The organism is Brevibacillus sp. FSL K6-6036, from assembly GCF_037964015.1.
In the GTDB taxonomy this organism is placed as follows: domain Bacteria; phylum Bacillota; class Bacilli; order Brevibacillales; family Brevibacillaceae; genus Brevibacillus; species Brevibacillus borstelensis.
The window spans coordinates 5,138,415-5,158,131 of the sequence record NZ_CP150173.1; the positions used below are offsets into that span (position 1 = coordinate 5,138,415).

The 19,717-nt window shown below is 49.4% G+C and carries 21 protein-coding genes and 1 pseudogene; 2 read left to right on the forward strand and 20 right to left on the reverse strand.

Annotation, left to right across the window (positions count from 1 at the left end; all coding sequences use genetic code 11):
- The first annotated feature begins 147 nt into the window (after positions 1-147).
- Positions 148-237, forward strand: a complete 90-nt coding sequence (locus tag NST37_RS24925) for a YjcZ family sporulation protein (protein WP_031932431.1) — start codon at positions 148-150, stop codon at positions 235-237.
- Between the two features lie 125 nt (positions 238-362).
- Here NST37_RS24925 and NST37_RS24930 read toward each other — a convergent pair whose 3' ends face one another.
- The 3 genes from NST37_RS24930 to NST37_RS24940 all read right to left on the reverse strand — a co-directional run bounded on the left by NST37_RS24930 (position 363) and on the right by NST37_RS24940 (position 1,840).
- Positions 363-572 (reverse strand): DUF951 domain-containing protein, encoded by a 210-nt coding sequence (locus NST37_RS24930; protein WP_003388838.1) that lies wholly within the window; start codon positions 570-572, stop codon positions 363-365.
- A gap of 72 nt (positions 573-644) precedes the next feature.
- Positions 645-1,562 (reverse strand): mechanosensitive ion channel family protein, encoded by a 918-nt coding sequence (locus tag NST37_RS24935; RefSeq protein WP_003388839.1) that lies wholly within the window; start codon positions 1,560-1,562, stop codon positions 645-647.
- Entirely contained in the window at positions 1,559-1,840 is a 282-nt protein-coding gene (locus NST37_RS24940; protein WP_003388840.1) for a DUF3343 domain-containing protein, read from the reverse strand. The genes NST37_RS24935 and NST37_RS24940 overlap by 4 nt, the downstream gene beginning before the upstream one ends.
- A gap of 377 nt (positions 1,841-2,217) precedes the next feature.
- Between NST37_RS24940 and yyaC the strand changes: the two genes are divergently transcribed.
- Entirely contained in the window at positions 2,218-2,826 is a 609-nt protein-coding gene (gene yyaC, locus NST37_RS24945) for a spore protease YyaC (protein ID WP_339186056.1), read from the forward strand.
- Between the two features lie 164 nt (positions 2,827-2,990).
- On the opposite strand, the pseudogene NST37_RS24950 reads toward yyaC, so the two are convergent.
- From NST37_RS24950 to rpmH, 17 genes and pseudogenes are all read right to left on the reverse strand, one after another.
- Positions 2,991-3,689, reverse strand: a pseudogene (locus NST37_RS24950) (diacylglycerol kinase family protein); the annotation flags it as partial.
- Positions 3,683-3,889, reverse strand: a complete 207-nt coding sequence (locus NST37_RS24955) for a diacylglycerol kinase family protein (RefSeq protein WP_339186057.1) — start codon at positions 3,887-3,889, stop codon at positions 3,683-3,685. The gene NST37_RS24955 and the pseudogene NST37_RS24950, both read right to left, overlap by 7 nt.
- 163 nt (positions 3,890-4,052) lie before the next feature.
- Entirely contained in the window at positions 4,053-4,769 is a 717-nt protein-coding gene (locus NST37_RS24960) for a DUF554 domain-containing protein (protein WP_003388844.1), read from the reverse strand.
- A 20-nt stretch (positions 4,770-4,789) separates the two neighbouring features.
- Positions 4,790-5,950: an aminotransferase class V-fold PLP-dependent enzyme gene (locus tag NST37_RS24965; RefSeq protein ID WP_024983208.1), complete on the reverse strand. Its 1,161-nt coding sequence runs from the start codon at positions 5,948-5,950 to the stop codon at positions 4,790-4,792.
- Positions 5,951-5,968: 18 nt separating this feature from the next.
- A complete protein-coding gene (locus tag NST37_RS24970) occupies positions 5,969-6,811 on the reverse strand; it encodes a ParB/RepB/Spo0J family partition protein (protein ID WP_339186058.1) in 843 nt (280 codons plus the stop codon).
- Positions 6,808-7,566, reverse strand: a complete 759-nt coding sequence (locus NST37_RS24975) for an AAA family ATPase (protein ID WP_003388847.1) — start codon at positions 7,564-7,566, stop codon at positions 6,808-6,810. Before NST37_RS24975 ends, NST37_RS24970 begins: the two co-directional genes overlap by 4 nt.
- 562 nt (positions 7,567-8,128) lie before the next feature.
- Positions 8,129-8,980, reverse strand: coding sequence for a nucleoid occlusion protein (gene noc / locus NST37_RS24980; RefSeq protein WP_003388850.1), 852 nt, complete (start codon positions 8,978-8,980; stop codon positions 8,129-8,131).
- A gap of 1,056 nt (positions 8,981-10,036) precedes the next feature.
- Positions 10,037-10,600 (reverse strand): MgtC/SapB family protein, encoded by a 564-nt coding sequence (locus NST37_RS24985; RefSeq protein WP_003388852.1) that lies wholly within the window; start codon positions 10,598-10,600, stop codon positions 10,037-10,039.
- 556 nt (positions 10,601-11,156) lie between these two features.
- On the reverse strand, positions 11,157-11,873 hold the full coding sequence (gene rsmG, locus NST37_RS24990; protein WP_003388853.1) for a 16S rRNA (guanine(527)-N(7))-methyltransferase RsmG: 717 nt from the start codon (positions 11,871-11,873) through the stop codon (positions 11,157-11,159).
- Positions 11,874-12,090: 217 nt separating this feature from the next.
- Entirely contained in the window at positions 12,091-13,989 is a 1,899-nt protein-coding gene (mnmG, locus tag NST37_RS24995; protein ID WP_003388856.1) for a tRNA uridine-5-carboxymethylaminomethyl(34) synthesis enzyme MnmG, read from the reverse strand.
- A 41-nt stretch (positions 13,990-14,030) separates the two neighbouring features.
- The gene (gene mnmE, locus NST37_RS25000) at positions 14,031-15,407 is read right to left on the reverse strand and encodes a tRNA uridine-5-carboxymethylaminomethyl(34) synthesis GTPase MnmE (RefSeq protein WP_003388858.1); all 1,377 of its coding nucleotides are present in this window, start codon (positions 15,405-15,407) and stop codon (positions 14,031-14,033) included.
- A gap of 473 nt (positions 15,408-15,880) precedes the next feature.
- Positions 15,881-16,510: an RNA-binding cell elongation regulator Jag/EloR gene (jag, locus tag NST37_RS25005; RefSeq protein ID WP_003388860.1), complete on the reverse strand. Its 630-nt coding sequence runs from the start codon at positions 16,508-16,510 to the stop codon at positions 15,881-15,883.
- Complete coding sequence (yidC, locus tag NST37_RS25010; RefSeq protein ID WP_003388862.1) at positions 16,507-17,265, reverse strand: membrane protein insertase YidC; 759 nt, start codon at positions 17,263-17,265, stop codon at positions 16,507-16,509. Before yidC ends, jag begins: the two co-directional genes overlap by 4 nt.
- Positions 17,266-17,319: 54 nt before the next feature.
- Complete coding sequence (gene yidD, locus NST37_RS25015) at positions 17,320-17,544, reverse strand: membrane protein insertion efficiency factor YidD (RefSeq protein WP_003388863.1); 225 nt, start codon at positions 17,542-17,544, stop codon at positions 17,320-17,322.
- Between the two features lie 7 nt (positions 17,545-17,551).
- Positions 17,552-17,920, reverse strand: a complete 369-nt coding sequence (rnpA, locus tag NST37_RS25020; RefSeq protein WP_003388864.1) for a ribonuclease P protein component — start codon at positions 17,918-17,920, stop codon at positions 17,552-17,554.
- Between the two features lie 103 nt (positions 17,921-18,023).
- Entirely contained in the window at positions 18,024-18,833 is an 810-nt protein-coding gene (locus tag NST37_RS25025) for a hypothetical protein (protein ID WP_327956798.1), read from the reverse strand.
- Between the two features lie 189 nt (positions 18,834-19,022).
- Complete coding sequence (gene rpmH, locus NST37_RS25030; protein ID WP_003388866.1) at positions 19,023-19,157, reverse strand: 50S ribosomal protein L34; 135 nt, start codon at positions 19,155-19,157, stop codon at positions 19,023-19,025.
- Positions 19,158-19,717: the final 560 nt, after the last annotated feature.

Sequence of the window (19,717 nt, forward strand, 5' to 3'; positions counted from 1 at the left end):
AGCCCAATTCAGCATCAAGTTGTCCACATTTTCTGTGGATAGCATGTGCATAACTTATTTTTACCCAGACCCGTGACAAACGCCCATACCGCTTTTGCCTCTGCGACATAGCATAGGTATTGAATCCATGGTAGGAGGTGTCAGCTAGTGGGTCTCTTCAACGGCAACTTCGACGATTTCGCGCTCGTGCTGGTTCTCTTTATCCTGCTTGTTATCGTTGGTTGTGATTGCGACTAACCATCCCTCTGCCATCCAGCCAGTCGAAGGGGTGTAAGGTTACCTTTCATCACCGACTAGATGAAAAAGGATGCACGCCCAGTATAGTGGCTGCATCCTCTTTTCGTCTCGCTATTCGGTTCTCTTTACTCTTCCGGGGTCCCTTCGGCGTGGATCAGCACTTTTTTCATCTTGCGCTCAAATTCCAGCCGCGGAATCATTACACTGTGCTCACATCCTGTACATTTGATCCGGACGTCCATCCCCATCCGGATTACCTTCCAGGCGTTCGTGCCACAGGGATGGGCCTTTTTCATCTGGACCACATCCCCCAATGTAAATTGCTTTCTCTGCATGTTGGTGCCCCCTTGTTTCTCTATATCTGCCGCTCCAGCTGCCTCGCCGCCCGCTTGTTCTTTCCTTGTTTTTTACGACTGCGACTGCTTTTGTTGCCCCTGTTCAAATCCTCTCCCCGGCATGGTCACCACACGCGGATAAGGAATCTCTATTCCCTGCTTGCTCAGGTCCTGTCTAATCATCGCTCGCAGCTTCCGGTTTACGCCGTGATGCGTATTTGGTTTGCATTCGGCGGTAATCCGCATCGTAACCTCGGACGGACCCAATGCGTGAACGCCCAAAAACTGTGGTTCGGCCACGATGTCTTCCAATTCCTCCTGTGCCTTTTTCAATGTCCCCTTGATGATTTCTTCCACCCGATTCAGGTCTTCCTCATAAGCGACAGACACATCGACCACAGACAACGTGTTCTGCAGGGAAAAGTTTGTGACCTGATTGATGGTACCGTTGGGGAAAATATGCACCTCGCCTGTCCAGCTTCGAATCCGCGTAATGCGCAATCCGATCTCCTGAACGGTTCCCGTCATATTGTTAATAGTCACCACGTCACCGACCGCAAACTGGTCTTCAAAAATAATGAAAAATCCGGTAATGACATCCCTCACCAGGCTCTGTGCACCAAAGCCTACCGCCAGCCCCAGCACGCCCGCGCTGACCAATACTGGCCTCAGATCCACTCCTAGCTGCTGAAGGACAAGCAGTATCGCCAAAAAGTAAATCCCGTAGCGTACAACATTGTTTACCAGTACACGCAAAGTATCCACACGGCGCTGCTCCATCTGGAGCTTGCTTCCCTGCCGGTGCTGAAACACTTTGTTGACCGCCGCATTGACGATCGACACAACAATCCTTGATACAACCACAATCAGCAATATTTTCAACAAGATCAGCCCGATCCGAACCCACATCTCCGGGTCCGTCACATAGGCCACGGTTTTCTCATATACCGATTCCAACCAGCTTCCCTGTTTTGCGATTTCTTCGTTCATCTATCCTGCTCCTTCCTGTTTCCGCATTCGTCAATTTCATGGTAGCAGTCGGAAAACAAGCGAAAGTAGCCGCGTATCTCAACATGCTGCTCAGAAATAATTTCCCGGGCCTGTTGGTAATTGTCCACGGGAAATTCGATGGAAAGGGCACAACCGGCCGTGATCTCTTTCGGGGTCGGACGGGTATCAATGTCGATATCGGCATACTCCAGCAGCATTTCCGCCCGCAAAGCCTGCTGAGTCGAATCAAATGCGATCAAGACCGTATCCTGCTCCACGCCTTTCCCTCCCTCTTTTTGCTTGGCCGACAGGAAAACACGATGTGATATCGGCAATAGGGTACCGCTGCGAGACTTTGATCGCAAAGTGAGCAAGCGAGACTTCTGTCCTCGGTTACCAAGCCCGCGCCAAAAAAGCTCTGTGGAGCCCGCATGTGCTACTCCTTATTTTACTTGTTCAGCCCTGTTCGCGCCAGTTCTCTTCCCCTCTGCATCATCCGTTCTGTTTCCATTGTTCATGCTAATGAGAGTCGCGATAGTTGGCAAACTGTTCGAAACCTGCCCAACGTTGGCATTTGCGGGTATAAAAAAGCTCTCTCGGTACTATACTGTGAATACTCTTTTGATTTCGGCCGTGGCCAGGATTGGGGGTAGTCATGAATCTCTCTGATAACTGCAAGGAACAATTGCTTCCGCCGCTGAAAGTGGATTATCGCAATGAGACTGCTGTCGACCAACTGGCTCAACATCTTGTCCAGCGATTTCATTCGCATACGTACAGCGATGAGATTGTCATTGTTTGTATAGGTACCGACCGTTCGACCGGAGACGCGCTCGGCCCCCTCGTGGGCAGCAAGCTGTTGTCATACAAGCCCCTTCCGTTGCATGTCTACGGTACCCTGGAGGATCCCGTGCATGCCATGAATCTGAGCGAGAAGCTGGAGGCAATCCGCCAGGAGCATCCGCACTCCTTGATCATTGCCATCGATGCCTGTCTCGGGCAATTCAGCAATGTCGGAAATATCAACGTGATCGATGGCCCGCTCAAGCCCGGTGCCGGTGTCAAAAAAGAGCTTCCTGCCGTCGGGACCTTTCACATCACAGGAATCGTCAATGTCGGCGGGTTTATGGAATACTTTGTCCTGCAAAATACCCGGTTGTACGTGGTCATGCGGATGGCTGAAATCATTGCGGACGGTCTGTTTAAAGCTTCCTTGCTTCACTCGTCGGGCGACTCCCAGCGGGTGAGCGCTTTTCCTGAGTAAGGCACAGAACGACAGCTCCGCCACGTCTTTTAACGGTGCTTGCAAAATTATGATCAAACCGAAATGAAATCATGGCGATCAAAGAAGACTTGCCTCCCGTACCGCGGGATTTCCAAGTCTTTCTTCTTTTTGCGCTTATAAAATTGAACGGGTGACTTGGAGCTCTATCCACATATCAACTGGCTTCTTGGCTCTACTTCTACCGTAATCGGCGTTGATGCCGATACTTCTCCGTCTACGTGCACCTTCAATTCTCTATCCGCCTCTATCACAATCTGTTTTCCCCGGAAAAACCGAACGCCAGGGTGGCGTACATGGGAACCGTTAAAAATCATCGGAAAGGCCCTAATCAGTGACCATTTTGATACATTGCTCACTACACATACTTCTGCCATCCCGTCATCAGGCACAGCTTTCGGGCAAATCAGCATCCCCCCGCCGTAATTCGGAATGTTTGCCACTGCCACCAGCCAGACCTTCTCCAATCTTGTCTCTTTTCCGTCAACCGTCAGCTTTACCCGACTCGTCCGATAAGACAAAAATACCCGAATTACAGAAATGATGTAGGACATCCTTCCAAGCCGCCAACGATTCAACCAGTTTTTATAAGCAGCTTCATTGGTTACCCGGGCTACCTCTCCGTCGAAACCGGCTCCTACCGCGTTTACGGCGATTTCTCCGTTTACCCGGAACAGGTCAATCGCTTTGCCCTCCATGCCGGACAAGATATGTTCAAGTGCGGCAACCGGGTCACCCGGCAACGAATGTCCGCGGGCAAAATCGTTTCCCGAGCCAGCCGGAATATGACCAAATATGCAAGGAATGTTGGCTTTTTTCATCCCGCTGATGACTTCGTTTACTGTGCCGTCCCCCCGACCGCAATAATTTTGCTTACTTCCTCTTTTTGCAGCAGCTCGACAGCCAACTTTTTGGCTTCCCCCTGCTTTGTTGTCATTTTTACTCGAAAAATGGCTCTGCGCCTCTCCAGTTCCTTCTCAAGGCGCTTCCACACCAGCAGCCCTCTTCCATTTCCCGACACTGGATTTACGATAAATCCGAGCATCTGCACTCTCCCCGCGATCTGTGCTGTTTTTTCTGTATTATTACATGCTGCTTTTTCTTTGCCTAGCAAAATCCTTCTAATAAAAACGGACTCCTTTTTCAGGGAATCCGTCTGCTTTTGGCTTCACGCCTTTTCTTTTAAGGAATTTCTTTCTCTCTGCCCCTCACCCAAACCACACTGCCAACCAACGTACGATGGGCACTCCTATTGCTGCAATAACCAAAGCCGGCAGCATATTGGCTACATTGATTTTTTTCAGCTCCAAAATATTGATGCCGATCGCGATGATCATCAAGCCCCCAACGGCTGTCACTTCAACCAGCATGGCATCGAGTGTTTCCTGACTGACAAAGTTATAAATCTGTGTGGATAAAAGCGCAATCGCGCCCTGGTACAAGAAAACGGGCACTGCAGAGAACAAAACGCCAATTCCAAGCGTCGATGAAAAAATAATCGCAGAGAAGCCGTCCAGCATTGCCTTTGTGTACAATATTTCGTGGTTGTTTCTGAGTCCGCTGTCCATCGCCCCAAGCACCGCCATGGCGCCAATGCAATAAACCAGTGTCGTAGTGACAAAGCCAGTCGCAATGCTTCCCTGGCTCCTTCCCCCCATTTTGCTCTCCAGCCACTGTCCCAGCTTGTTTAAGCCTGACTCAATGCCAATGAGTTCTCCCAGGATCGAACCGATCACGATACTCAGGATAACGAGCAAGAAATTTTGTGTTTCCAGACTCATTTTGATTCCCAGCAAGACAATCGCAAGCCCAATTCCTTGCATAACGGTTTTCCGAATTGATTCTGGTATGCCTGACAGCAAGCGTCCCAACAACGCTCCTGCGATAATGGCAATCGCATTAACCAGAGTCCCCAACAAAATCACTTACTCCACTCCCCTGCGAATCATGAAGACTGAAAGGCGGATGCGATTTCCCGTACCGCGTTCAACAGTGCTTCCACGTCCTGTTCAGTGTTAAATACGCCAAAGCTGGCCCGCACTGCTCCACGTTGCTCTGTTCCGGCTGTCCGATGTCCCAGAGGTGTGCAATGATATCCTGCACGAGTCGCAATTCCGTACTGCTGATCGAGGATAAACGATGCTTCTGACGCATCGACACCCTCGATGTTAAACGAAATCACACCGACTCTTTCGACCTCTTCTCCCGGTCCGTAAACTTCTACGCCTTTTATTTGGCGCAAGCCTTTGATTGTTTGTTTTGTCAGCTTCCATTCATGGGCATGGATGTTCTCTACCCCTTTTTCCAGGACAAACGATACACCTGCTTGCAATCCGGCCAGTCCCACTGTATTCGCTGTACCGCTCTCATAGCGATCCGGTCTGGTCGTCGGTTGATCGATGGCCTCTGACTGACTCCCGGTGCCGCCGTGAATCAACGGTTCCAAATCGACAGAAGGATGGACGTACAGTCCGCCAGTTCCCTGCGGCCCATACAGTCCTTTGTGCCCGGGGAAAGCAAGCATGTCAATCTTCATCTCTCCTACATGAATGGGCAAAACGCCTGCCGTCTGCGAAGCATCCACGAGAAACAAAGCCTGATGCCGTTTTGCCAGTTCTCCCAGCTCTGCAATCGGAAGAATAACTCCGGTCAGATTCGATGCGTGACTGACTGCCAACAGTCTCGTATTCGGCTTCATCGCCCGTTCAAAGTCTTCTGTGTAATACAGTTGATCTTCACGCGGTTCTACAAACGTAATCTCGACCTTTTTTGTACGTGCCATATATTCCAATGGACGCCGCACCGAGTTATGCTCGATTGAAGAGGAAACGACATGGTCTCCCTCTTTCAGCAGCCCTTTGATCGCCTGATTTAGGGCTTGGGTTGCGTTCATATAAAAAAAGAGGTCATTCGGGTTTTGAATCCCAAACAACCGTGAAAGCTCGACCCGCGTTCGGAACACAGCCTTGCTCGCTTTCATTGCCAACGCATGACCGCCCCGTCCCGGATTGGCTGCAAAATGCTCGATTACCTCTGCCATGTTTTCCTTTACTGCCGGCGGTTTAGGCCACGTTGATGCAGCATTGTCCAAGTAAATCACTCGCATGGCTTCCTCCTTGTGATCTTACTCCTGCTCCAATATTTCCAGGATCCTCTGCAAATCTTCTTGGGAGTAAAAGTCGATTTCGATTTTTCCTCTTTTGGTCCCTTTTTTGATTTTTACCGAGGTACCCAGTCTGCTTCTTAATCTTTCTTCCAATTGAATGAGCTGGGGCTCCTTTTTCAGCGGCTTCTTTTTCGATGTTTCACGTGAAACATTTGCCTGTTTCACCAGCTCTTCCAGTTGCCGTACGCTGAGCCCCTTCTTTACTGCCTCTTTGGCGAGTTGAAGCTGAAGCTCTTCCTTTTCTACCCCAAGCAAAGCACGCGCGTGTCCCATGCTTAAGTCTGATGCCGAGACCATCTTCCTGATTTGCTCGGGCAGCTGCAGCAAACGAAGCATATTGGCGACATGCGGTCTGCTTTTGCCGATTTTTTTGGCCAGCTGCTCCTGCGTATAAGAGTGATGGCTGATCAATTTCTCATAGGCTTCCGCTTCTTCCAGCGGATTCAGATTTTCACGCTGCAGGTTTTCAATCAGCGCAATTTCCATCAACTGCTGGTCAGAGTAATCCTTTACAACAGCCGCAACCTTCTTCAGCCCTAGTGATTTGGCTGCACGAAGCCGTCTTTCCCCTGCAACCAATTCATATCCTTTTATGCTCTTTCTGACGATTAGCGGCTGAATGATGCCATGCTCCTTGATCGATTGAGCCAATTCCTCGATCGCCGACGATTCGAACTCCTTTCGAGGCTGATACGGATTGGGCCGAATATCTGCGACAAGAATTTCCAAAACATGCTCTTCTTCTTCAATCATGTTGGACGTAATCAGTGCATTCAGACCTTTTCCAAGCCCTCTGCTCATACACCTACCACTTCCTTCGCCAAGTCAGTATATACCTCCGCCCCTCTGGAACGCGGATCGTACGTAATAATGGCCTGTCCATGCGAAGGAGCTTCACTTAACCGTACATTGCGAGGGATGATTGTCTTGTATACCTTGTCTTGAAAGTACTTTTTCACTTCCTCGATGACCTGCAATCCGAGATTGGTCCGTGCGTCCAGCATGGTCAAAACGACACCTTCAATAGCCAACTGAGAATTCAGATGTTTTTGAACCAGACGAATCGTATTGAGCAGTTGGCTCAAGCCCTCCAACGCATAGTATTCACATTGAATCGGGATCAGTACCGAGTCGGATGCGGTTAGAGAGTTTACCGTTAAAATCCCCAATGAAGGCGGACAATCAATAATAATATAGTCGTATTTATCTTTTACAACTTCCAGTGCTTTTTTCAAGCGAACCTCACGCGAGATGGTTGGGACTAACTCGATTTCCGCACCGGCCAATTGAATGGTAGCAGGAATGATCTTGAGACCATCGATTTCAGTAGGCAAAGTAGCATCCACAGGACTGATGTCGTTAATCAGCACGTCGTAGATGCAATAACGCACGTCTGCTTTGTTCACGCCAACTCCGCTTGTAGCATTTCCCTGGGGGTCTATATCCACCAGCAGTACCTTTTTCCCCAGGGAGGCCAAACATGCGCTCAGATTGACAGATGTGGTTGTCTTTCCTACGCCACCTTTCTGGTTTGCTACCGCAATGATTTTACCCAACTTCTCCACCTCATTTTTACACCAATCTACTAAACATGTTACCAGATTTATTGTTGACATACCCTGTTTTTTGGAAGAGAAATATTTCCCAAAGTGCTTCTATCGTCATCCAATCGGGACTCAGGCTGGCTGCAGGTTGCCAAAAAACACTGCATCTGCGGTAGACGATGCTTGAAACGTATCGTTTGTACAAACGTTTTTTCATGTGAGTCAGCCTGTTGATTAAAGCGGAAAAAAGGCACCTCTCCCAGCGCCTCTTTTCTCTATCCATCCCACTTACTTCTCTTGAATTGAGCATTTTTCCTCATGACAGCAAACCTCTTGGACAAATGTCCCGCCAGATAGAAACACTCCCTGCGAGCTTCGGCTGACGCTTGAAGAAGGCTTCCGCGAAAGCTCGGCCAAAAAGAAAGGCGGCCTGCTGTGCCACCATCTTCTCCTTTTTTACAGCCCCTGCTCCCCACTATAGCTCCTTTTTTTGGTCCTGCTTCCTATCAATCATTTTCCAGCTTGCTGCTATGCCAATGGTTGATTGTCTTGTCATTCCGGATCAAAACAATCGTTACTTGCCGTCCCTGCGTTTGGGAATGCGGATCGTAAATTGGTAAAACTCCTCGTGGTCTTCCTCGTCTGTTTCTACAGGAAGACCCGTTTGCATGACCATATCGATCGACTGTCTCACCGTATTGATTGCAATCCGCGTATCTCTGGAAAAAGCTTTCCACTTTGGTTTCGGTTCTTTTTCCGGCTTCGGGTTTTCCGATGCTTCCAACAGCTGCTTCACTCTCGTCTCAGTCTGCTTAACGTTCCAATCCCGCTCCAGAATCTCTTGCAGAACTTTCAACTGAAGCTCGCTGTCCTTCAATGGGATTAACGCGCGAGCATGCCTCTCCGTCACATGTCGAGCCAACAGCGCATCCTGAATTTCCTGAGGGAGGTTAAGCAAACGAAGCTTGTTGGCAATCGTGGATTGCCCTTTTCCCAAACGCTGTGCCAGGCTTTCCTGGGTCAGATCATGCAAATCGATCAACTTCTGGTAAGCTACCGCTTCTTCAATCGCCGTTAATCCTTCCCGCTGCAGGTTCTCGATCAGCGCGATCGAAGCTGTTTGCGTATCGTTAAACTCTTTAACAATCGCAGGTATTCGTTCCAATCCCAGCTTCTTTGTCGCACGCCAGCGACGTTCACCGGCTATCAACTCGTATCGGTTATCTCTCATCCGTACAACGATAGGTTGAATTAAGCCGTGCGTCCGAATCGTCTGGCAAAGCTCATCAAGCTTTTCATCGTCAAACACCGTACGAGGCTGATACGGATTGGGAACAATCTCATCTACCGGTATTTGCCTGATCTCCTCATTTTCTGTCTTGTCCGTCAACCCGAAGATACGAGAAAACGAATCCTTTACTGCCATGGTAAAATCCCCCACTTCCAACCGTTCCATCAGCCGTTGCGTTCATTAGCTTTCTATGGCAAAAATCGCGACAACTTTTCTGTTTATATTCGTAATGAAATACTTCTGCATCAAAGGGCCAATTCCTGCTGTGAAAAGCGTGTTTCACGTGAAACATGTGCTACTTTCACCCTAGTGCCACAATTGCGGGGATGGTTGGATTTGGAAGTCAGTTGAAAGTAACGTCACCAGTACGGAGATCCTTTTTAGGCGATCATTTTTTACCGAGAAGTTGCTGATAGGGAGTTTTGGAATGGCCACTGGTTTGGGAGAAAATATATGACACAGTCAATTATAGAAGTAGGAATCTGCCCTGTTACTGCTATAGTTGGGTATAGCTTAGCTATGGCTACTGTCTATGAGTTACTGTCTTTGTCTTTGTCTTTGTCTTTGTCTTTGTCTTTGTCTTTGTCTTTGTCTTTGTCTTTGTCTTTGCCTCTGCCTCTGTGTCTGCTTCTATTTCTGTGACTGTCTCTTATTCTTACAATTCTCCGCCCCTACCTCTTTCACTTTCACTGTCTTTATTACTATCAATGTCTCTGTCTTCTGTCTTCTGTCTTCTGTCCCCTGCCTTCCGTCTCTCAGCCAAGCCTTGGCTATAGACTTGTCGCAAAGTCGCATACGATACAATAGAAAGAGACTAATGATAGATGTATCATAGGAAAATCTCCATCCACCAAAAAAGGTAGTCTCCCCAAGACCTGTCGGTTATTCCATCATTCTGGATAGAGACGGAACGGCACTTGGAAATTCACCGCCATTAACAAAATCATCTGTCATCCTCCCGAAATCGGCCTTTTAAAAAGAAATGGGCCATGATGATAACACCATAGCCCCTTCAACGTACATTTGTACGGAAACACCTTTCTCCCTTTGTGGCTTATCTCTTGCATTCCCATATCGGTATCCCCGAATCAGCAGCCTCCTAGCCTTTTTTACATGCTCCAATTTCTCCAGCTAAATCGAAAATAGCACAAGAGAATGAGTTCCTATGTTTCACGTGAAACAAATCGCATATCAACTATCCTCATCCGGATGCCTGGCTCGATCCTCTCCTTTATGCCTTCGTTCATCTTCCGAAAAAACATCATCATCAGCGTCATGCGCATCATTTGAAAAAAGAAACAGATGCGGGAACAGACGATGAAAGTCCAGTGTGAGGTAAGCAAAAAAAGCAGCGACGATAGCCGTAATGTACATTCCAGCGCTGAACAGCAAGCCAATCGCAGAAGCGACCCACATGCCGGCGGCCGTTGTCAGCCCTTTTACATTTCCATTTAGCTTGATAATGGCCCCCGCTCCCAGAAAGCCCATTCCAGTGACCACTTGGGCTGCTACACGTCCCGGATCGTTATTTACTCCGCTTGACGAAAATCCGTAGATGGATGCCAAACCGAACAGGCAGGAGCCGAAACAGACCAGACTATACGTCCGAAAGCCAGCCCCGCGTTGCCTGTTGACCCCTTTCATAAAACGCTCCCGCTCCAATCCCATTACAGCACCGGCAATAAAAGCCAGAAACAGTCGCAATAGTATGGTCGGCAATTCCGGTGGAAAAAATGTCGTCAAGGCAGTATTCATTCCTATTCCCCCTCTCCAACATTCCTTCATTCCTGTATGCTCCATTACGAATCCTGCCTTAGTTACATGTATGCAGACAAGACTCCATTTATCAGTTCTCCGAATAAAACAAGCGTTTGCCCACAGCTTTCCTTCCGGTTTACAAAGGGGACGTTTTGCTCGATTTGCCTGCGGCTTACTTCCATTTTGCCAACGGACAGCCGTTTGATTTACCTGAGCTTACCTCCCAGTTTGCAAAGCGACAGCTTATTCGATTTGCTTGCAGTATTTCCTCCATTTTGTTAAAGGATCACTTGTTCAACTTAAAAAATTGGGCATACGGCCTTTTGAACGATGCCTTTCGCCTGAAGAACCACGCGTTCCGGTGCTCTGAGGCGGTTCAGCCCACATTCATTCTGCAGTTGGCTGCATCAGACATTTGCCCAAAAGGCCACTATTTCCGTACAAAAGACCAGCATTTCCATACAAAAAAGAGCTGCGGCAAAAATGCCACAGCCCTTGAACGTACATATATAACGGGATCAGCCCTTACAAGATGGCGTATCCCTGTCACCAATCAAATCAGAGGTTTTTTTGCCGGGGTCCCGGCTTTGCGCGGATATCCCTTTGGCGTATTCTCTACCTTTTCCATGATGACAATGTTCCTCTCTCCCGCATCCTCCATAAGCTGGAATGTCTCTACCTGCTTGGTCTTGCCTCCGAGCGTTTTGATCGCTTTTTTGGCTTCATTTAGCTCTGGGGAAATGTCCGCTCCTTTCAAAGCGATGAAGTGCCCTCCGACACGGGCAAAAGGAAGGCAGTATTCGGACAATACGTTTAACCTGGCGACCGCACGGGCAACGACCAAGTCGAACGCCTGCCGGTACTGGGGCTCCTGTCCCCGATCCTCGGCCCTTCCGTGTACGGGGTAGAGGTTTTCCAATCCCAGTTCGTCCGCTACATGCTGCAAAAAGTTCATCCGCTTGTTCAGGGAGTCAATGATGGTCATATGCAGGTGGGGAAAGACAATCTTCAGCGGAATGCTGGGAAAGCCCGCTCCTCCCCCGATATCTGCCACCTTTTCTACCTGATCAAAGGGAAAGTAGAAAGCCGGTGTGATCGAATCGTAAAAATGCTTGTTGTACACCTGTTCTTCTTCGGTGATCGCCGTCAGGTTCATCTTCTCATTCCATTCCACCAACAAACGGTAGTATCCATCAAATTGCTCCCGTTGGCGTTCAGAAAGCTCGATTCCCCTGGCAGACAAAGCTTCGGCAAATTGCTCCTTGTTCATACGCTATACTCCCTTACCCACTGGCTTACTCGCAGGTTTATACGGCTAAGCACGTTTTGACTGGTTCAGACTGGTTCAGACTGGTTCAGACTGGTTCAAGCTGTTCCAAGTTGGTCCAGCCTGGTTCAAACTGAACAAAACGGATCCAATCTGATCCAAGCTGGTCCAAATTGACCAAATGAGGCCCAATCTGGCCAAATCAGACCCAGCCTGCGGCTTACTCCGCTGCCGTCCCTGCACGATTGTATTGCTCCAGATAGACCATCAGAACGGAAATGTCTGCCGGGTTTACGCCCGAGATACGAGAAGCCTGGCCGATGTTGAGCGGTCGGATTTTGCTCAGGTTTTCGCGAGATTCCTTGGACATGCCGGAAATCTGGTGATAGTCGAGCGATTCCGGTATGCGCCGCTCCTCCATCTTCTTCATCCGCTCGACTTGCTGCAATGACTTGCGGATATAGCCGTCGTACTTGATCTGGATTTCAACTTGTTCTGTCACATCCTCCGGCAGAGGCTCCGGCGACGGCGCCATTTGGGCGATATGCTGATACGTGATCTCTGGACGACGCAAAAGCTGCGCCAGCTCGATTACCTCTGTCAGTTCCGGAGAACCTGCCTGACGCAGGACTTCCTGCACTTCCGCCATGTCTGGGCGAACACGGGTATTGGTGATCCGCTCCTTCTCCTTTTCGATCAGCTCGCGTTTTGCACAGAACTTCTGGTACCGCTCTTCGCTGATCAAGCCGATCTCATGGCCAATATCGGTCAGACGCAAATCTGCGTTGTCGTGACGCAACAGCAGACGGTATTCCGCCCGGGAAGTGAGCAGACGATAAGGCTCACTGGTGCCTTTTGTGACCAGATCGTCAATCAGAACGCCGATATACGCTTGCTCGCGGCCGAGGATGACAGGAGTCTTGCCCTGGATCTTGCGGGCAGCGTTGATCCCCGCCATCAAGCCTTGTGCGGCAGCCTCTTCATACCCCGAGGTGCCGTTGATCTGGCCTGCTGTAAACAATCCTTCAATTTTCTTTGTCTCTAAAGTCGGCCAAAGCTGTGTCGGAATGATCGCATCGTACTCGATGGCATATCCCGGACGCATCATGCGGACGTTCTCCATCCCAGACAAAGAGCGCAGCATTTGAACCTGCACTTCCTCCGGCAAGCTGGTAGACAAGCCCTGAACGTACATCTCTTCCGTATTGCGGCCTTCCGGTTCCAGGAAGATCTGATGGCGCGGCTTGTCGTTGAAGCGAACGATCTTGTCTTCAATGGACGGACAGTAACGCGGCCCTGTCCCTTCAATCGTGCCGGAATACATCGGCGCGCGGTGCAGGTTGTCGTTAATCAGATGGTGCGTTTCTTCGTTCGTATACGTCAGCCAGCAAGGGAGCTGGTCCATGATGAACTCGGTTGTTTCATAGGAAAACGCACGCGGAACATCGTCCCCGGGCTGAATTTCCATTTTGGAAAAGTCAACGCTGCTCTTGTGGACGCGGGGCGGCGTTCCCGTCTTGAATCGCACCATGTCAAAGCCGAGCTCTTTCAAGTGGTAAGCGAGCCGGACAGAGGGGCGCATGTTATTCGGGCCGCTTTCGTACTGCAAATCACCCAAAATGATTTTTCCGCGCAAATAAGTCCCGGTCGTCAGAACGACAGCCTTTGCCTTGTAACGAGCCCCAGTCTGGGTAATAACTCCTTCGCAGACGCCGTTATTAATGATCAGCTCTTCTACCATCGCTTGGCGAAGAATCAGATTTGGCGTGTTTTCAATCGTCTTTTTCATCTCGTGCTGGTAGGCAATTTTGTCCGCTTGCGCTCGCAGAGCATGTACAGCCGGTCCTTTACCGGTATTGAGCAAACGCATTTGAATATGCGTTTTGTCTGTATTTTTCCCCATCTCACCGCCCAGGGCGTCGATCTCCCGGACTACATGTCCTTTCGCCGGACCGCCGACGGACGGGTTGCAGGGCATATACGCAACGGAATCGAGATTAATGGTCAACAGCAGCGTGCTGCACCCCATTCGCGCAGTTGCCAGAGCCGCCTCGCTTCCGGCATGCCCTGCTCCAATGACGATGACGTCATACGATTCCGCTTCATAGGTTGGGATCATGAATTCTCCTCCTCTTGGGTGAGTCAATTCTCTAAAGCTGTTTACTTGCCAAGACAAAATTGAGAGAAAATCTGGTCAATCAAATCCTCTCCTACGCTCTCTCCGATCACTTCACCGAGCAATTCCCAGGCTTTCTTGATATCGATCTGGACCATATCGACAGGCATTCTGTCTTCAATCCCGTTTACCGCATCATCAATGGCCTGCTCCGCTTGCCGCAGCAGCTGGATATGTCTCGCATTGCTCACATAGGTCAGATCATCCTGCTGAACGCGACCGGAGAAAAACAGATCGGCGATCGCCTTCTCCAACAGGTCAATGCCGGTTTCCTCCTTGGCAGACGTCATGATTAACGGCTGGTTGGGGAAATGACGCTTAACCTCCTCCAGATCGATGCGCTGTGGCAAATCGAATTTATTGATGATCAGGATCACTTCAAAGCCTTTGGCGGCTTCAAAAATCCGATAGTCATCCTCTGTCAATTGTTCATTATAATTGAGTACAAGCAGGACGAGGTCGGCTTTTTGCAAAAGCTGACGAGATTTTTCCACGCCGATTTTCTCGACGATGTCCTCTGTTTCCCTGATCCCGGCAGTATCGATCAAGCGAAGCGGCACGCCACGGACATTTACGAATTCCTCGATGACATCCCTCGTAGTTCCCGCCACGTCTGTGACAATCGCTTTTTCCTCTTGAACGAGGCTGTTCAACAGCGATGATTTCCCTACGTTAGGACGCCCAATAATCGCTGTGGAGAGCCCTTCCCGCAAAATTTTCCCCTGTCTTGCCGTCTGCAGCAAGCGGCCGATCTCCGCTTTTACCTCCAGGCACTTGTCTCGAAGCAGCTTCTGGGTAACATCCTCTACATCATGCTCCGGATAGTCCAGCGTAACTTCAATATGGGCCATTGCTTCGATCAGATTTTGTCGCAGGCTCCGAATCAGTCTGGACAGCTTACCTTCCACCTGGTTCAACGCTACCTTCATCGCCCTGTCCGTCTTTGCCCGGATCAAATCGATGACCGCCTCCGCCTGAGACAGATCGACGCGTCCGTTCAAAAACGCACGCTTCGTAAACTCGCCCGGCTCGGCCAGCCTTGCACCGTTTTCCAGAATCAGCTCGAGCACCCGCTCTACAGAAACAATTCCACCATGACAGTTGACCTCTACCACATCTTCTCGTGTAAACGTACGCGGCGCCCGCATGACCGACACCAGCACCTCTTCCACCAAATCCCCTGTCTGTGGATTTCGCAAATGTCCGTAGTTTATCGTATGGCTATCCACAGTGGACAGCGTTTTTTTCCCTCGATAAATTTTATCCACAACTTCAATCGCCTCCGGTCCACTGACCCGGATAATCGCGACCCCACCTTCTCCCATCGGAGTCGCAACTGCTGCGATCGTATCAAAATTCATGTTGTTCACCTCTAGCTTTCCAAACAAACGAGTCAGCCACTAACTTATTAGCATAACAGAACACCTAGAAAAATTCCAAGAAAAGAAACAATCCTGATGCACTTTTCCCGGAATTTATCCACAAGCTCGACTGATTGCCCTGTTTTTAGCGTTATCCACAGTATGTTCGATTTGATTTGACTCCAACCCATTATACTTTGGTTATCCACATTTACTAGCTCTTCAATGATTCGATTCTTTTATCATTGTTGTTCGTTGCCTCGACCCGGCGGGTTGACCTCTACCAGTTGATAAGAAAAAGGAAGCACGATAAGCGTGCTCCCTTCCTGACTATAGTCCCCTGAATAGAGACAGATATAGATCCATGTCTTTTGTGCGTTGACGCCTATTCCCATTGCCTTTTACTCGGTAGACTGTCCATTCCATTCCGCCGGTCTCTGGCGTTTTATGAGCAAATGGGCAAAAAAAGAAGCCTACGACGAGGCTTCTTTCGGTGCGATGACAATATAGCGGTTGGGCTCTTCACCCTCGCTGTACGTTACCACATCCGTACGCTTTTGCAAAAACGAATGGATGACTTTTCGTTCGGCTGCAGACATTGGCTCCAGACGGACGCTTCGTTTCATCGCCAGCGCCTTTCTGCTTACGCGCTCGGCAAGCTGCTCCAGTGTTTCTTTGCGGCGCTGCCTGTAGTTTTCGGCATCGAGTACGATTCGTACATGCTTGTCCGCATGGCGGTTTGCTACGACGTTTACGAGATACTGCAGCGAATCCAGCGTCTGTCCCCTGCGGCCAATGATAATTCCCAGGTTGGCACCTTGAATGTCAAACAGCATGCCTTCTTCTCCACGGCGCATTTCTACTCTGGCGTCCACGTTCATGTTGGCAAGTACGTCCTGAAGGAAAGCAAGCCCTTGATCAACCGGATCGAATTGAACTTCTACTTCCACTTTGGCATCGCGGGAACCGATCAGACCGAACAAACCGCGGCTCGGTTCTTCCAGGATGCGAACGCTAACTTTTTCACGAGGCACACTCAGCTCTTCCAAGGCCTTTTGCACAGCATCGTCAATCGTTTTAGCCGTAGCTACCACCTTTTTCACTTGGAGGTTCCCTCCTTCGGACGGGGCGCTTTATTGGTATCGCGATACAAGAAATATGTTTGCACAATGGTAAACAGGTTGCCGTATACCCAGTAGAGAGACAGAGCGGACGGCAAGGTGACGGCGATCGCCAGAATCATCAGCGGCATGATTACCAGCATCATTTGCATTTGCGGGTTGCCTTGAGTGACCGAACCCATCATTTTGGACTGCAAATACGTGGTAATCCCGGCGATGATCGGCAAGATGTAATACGGGTCCTTCTCGCCCAAGGACATCCACAGGAACGTATGTGTCTTGATATCTTCTGTCCGGATAATCGCGTGATAGAACGCAATGAGGATCGGCATTTGCACGAGCAGCGGCAAACAACCGGCCAATGGATTCACTTGATTTTTCTGGAACAAAAGCATCGTTTCCTGTTGGGCCTTTTGCGGATCGTTCTTGTGTTTTTCGCGGATTTTCTGCAGCTCAGGCTGCAGCTCCTGCATCTTCTTGGAACTTTTGATCTGTTTCACCATCAGCGGAAGCACGATCAGCCGGATGATGATGGTCGCTACCAAAATTCCCAAGCCGTAGCTGCCTCCGAGCAGCATGGCACTCTCTTGGATCAGCCAGGACAGCGGGTAGACAAAATACTTGTCCCAAATTCCTTCTGCGTCCGGCCCAATAGGTGCTGCCGCTTGAGGATTACAGCCCGACAGGATCAAAACCAGCAGGGCCAGCATGGATATGCTGAGGATGCGTCTGCTCAAGGGATGGTCCTCCTTTTCCCTGTAACGGTTATCGGTTATATTTCATCAAAACTGCTAATGATTGCGGCGTTCGGGTACAGGATCGAATCCACCCGGATGAAAGGGATGGCACTTCAGTATGCGGCGAATGGCCAGCCAGCTTCCTTTCCATGCCCCAAAACGGCGAATAGCCTCTATCGCATAATGGGAACACGTAGGAGCGAAACGGCAGGATGGCGGCTTATACGGCGAGATGAACAACTGGTATCCTCGTATCAGCCATATGAATACGCGCCCCATGACCGCCTCACCCTCTTTTGTGGTTTTGTACCGGTACCTGCCTGATTACCTTGGCCCGCTTCATGACATGGACCAAAGATTGCTCGATGGCATCCAATGACATCGCTTCCACACCAGGACGGGCGATAATGATCAAGTCAAGTCCGGATGGGATCTTGCTTTCCAAACGGGAGAGCGCCTCGCGAATCAACCGTTTGACCCGATTGCGGATAACCGCGTTACCTATTTTTTTACTGACAGAAATCCCGGCGCGAAAAGCGGCTTGTCCCTCCTGTTTGGCAGAATAGAGAACAAACTGCTTGTTGGCTGCTGAGTTTCCTTTTTGAAACACTTCCTGAAATTGCTCATTCTTTCTGAGCCGATGGGAACGATGCAAGGTAAACAACCCCTAACATCATAATTATAGTAGAAAACGTATGCAGCATCTACCAGTATATCCTTGTTTCGACCACTTTTTTCCCAAAAACGGCATCTATTCTTCAATTCCTTCTTTGGAAAACAGCTTCGACAACCTGATCGGACAACCTGCCGACGTGCCGGATCATGTCTGCATTTGCTTCGGAAAACCCGATTTTCCCCAGCTTTTCTTGCAAAGGCAGCGGCAGTGCGGCGACATGCTCATCAAGGCTCTCCTCTTCGGAACAGGACAGATACAGCCAGGCTGCTTCGGTCAGCAAAAGCCAGCGGGCCGATTCTTCGTCTCGTTGCCGGACAAGGCGCTCGAGTTTTCGCTCCATCAGCAGATCCTGCAGCTCGGAGCAAGCAAATTCGTCCCCTCCTGCCTCCCTGAAGTAGCGACGATAAGCCGCGACGGAATGAAAGCGCTCCCACAGATCATGATCATCTCGGTACATGGCCGGAAACAGTGAAACGAATTCACCGTAGGCCGCCAGCTCCCTCATCGCCGGGACGAGCTTCCCCGTTGCAAGCGTACGCTTCTCGAACCAGGCGTACATGATGACTGCATCCAGCCATGCCGAAACACCGGCCAGCCATGCTGTCTTGGCAAGTCCGCCAAGCAGCGCTTCCTCCGCCCATCGCTTCCTCTCGTCCACGACCGTGCGGGCTTGAACCAGCATTTTGCTTTTTCCTTCCTCCGACTCCAAGAAACGAATCGCTTCTTCTTTCCACGCCCGGTAGCAGCCATCTGGATCATAAACGCAACGGGCTTCGTACACGTACCGGTACGCCCCTGCATACGCACAGATCATTCCCGGAAACGGGTTTTGCTTCAGATATACATCAGCCAATGTAAGAAAAAAGTCGGTGAAATCCCCTTGGCGCTCCATGCTAGCCTCCTCATCAAACCCTCTTTTTCTGCGAAACAATCCGGGCATCGATCTATAAAACGATTCCAACGCCTGAAAGTTTCACAAATCTGAATGATAAAGAAGCACATGTCTCTCCCCCCAGGGAGCCTGCGCACAAGGAGATTTTCCCGACCGATATGCAGCAAAAAAGGCCACTGAAGTTGTGGCCTATGCGGAAAGTACCTTTCTACCTTTACGACGGCGGGCAGCCAAGACTTTACGGCCGTTTTTCGTGCTCATACGCTTGCGGAACCCGTGGTCCTTTTTACGTTTGCGATTATTTGGGTTAAACGATGGTTTCATTTCTATACACCTCCGTCCTCAAAAACCATTACCTACGCATTATAAGGAGATTCGCCTAAAAAGTCAAGAAAGGCTGGAAATCAGGGATCTCGGTAAATATCCCCAAAGAGATATTTCCCAAGACTGTGGATATCCTATTATCCACATTTCCATCTTTCGACAAGATTATCTACAGCTTGTACACAAAATATTGGGGTGTGAATATGTGTAGTATACAATCAGTTGTGTTTGTGGATAAGTATGAAAAAACCATTGCTGTCATGCCTTTTATCTGTTATTATGTTTTTGTTTTGGAACGTGAATAACTTCAGCCGAACATTTTACTTTTCCACAGCGTGTGGATAAGTTTGTGGACAGATTTCCTCATCTGTGAATCATTTTATTCACAAAGGTGCGGATAACGTCTACTTTTTTTCGCTTATCCGAGCGGAATCCCTTTTTTTCGACTTTTTTTATCCACAGTCGATTCTTTCATTAACAGCTGATTTCATACACGTTTTCTTTTGATCGTTGGCTCTTATTATCATTTCTCTATATGTTCCCGAAAGGAGGGATTCTGG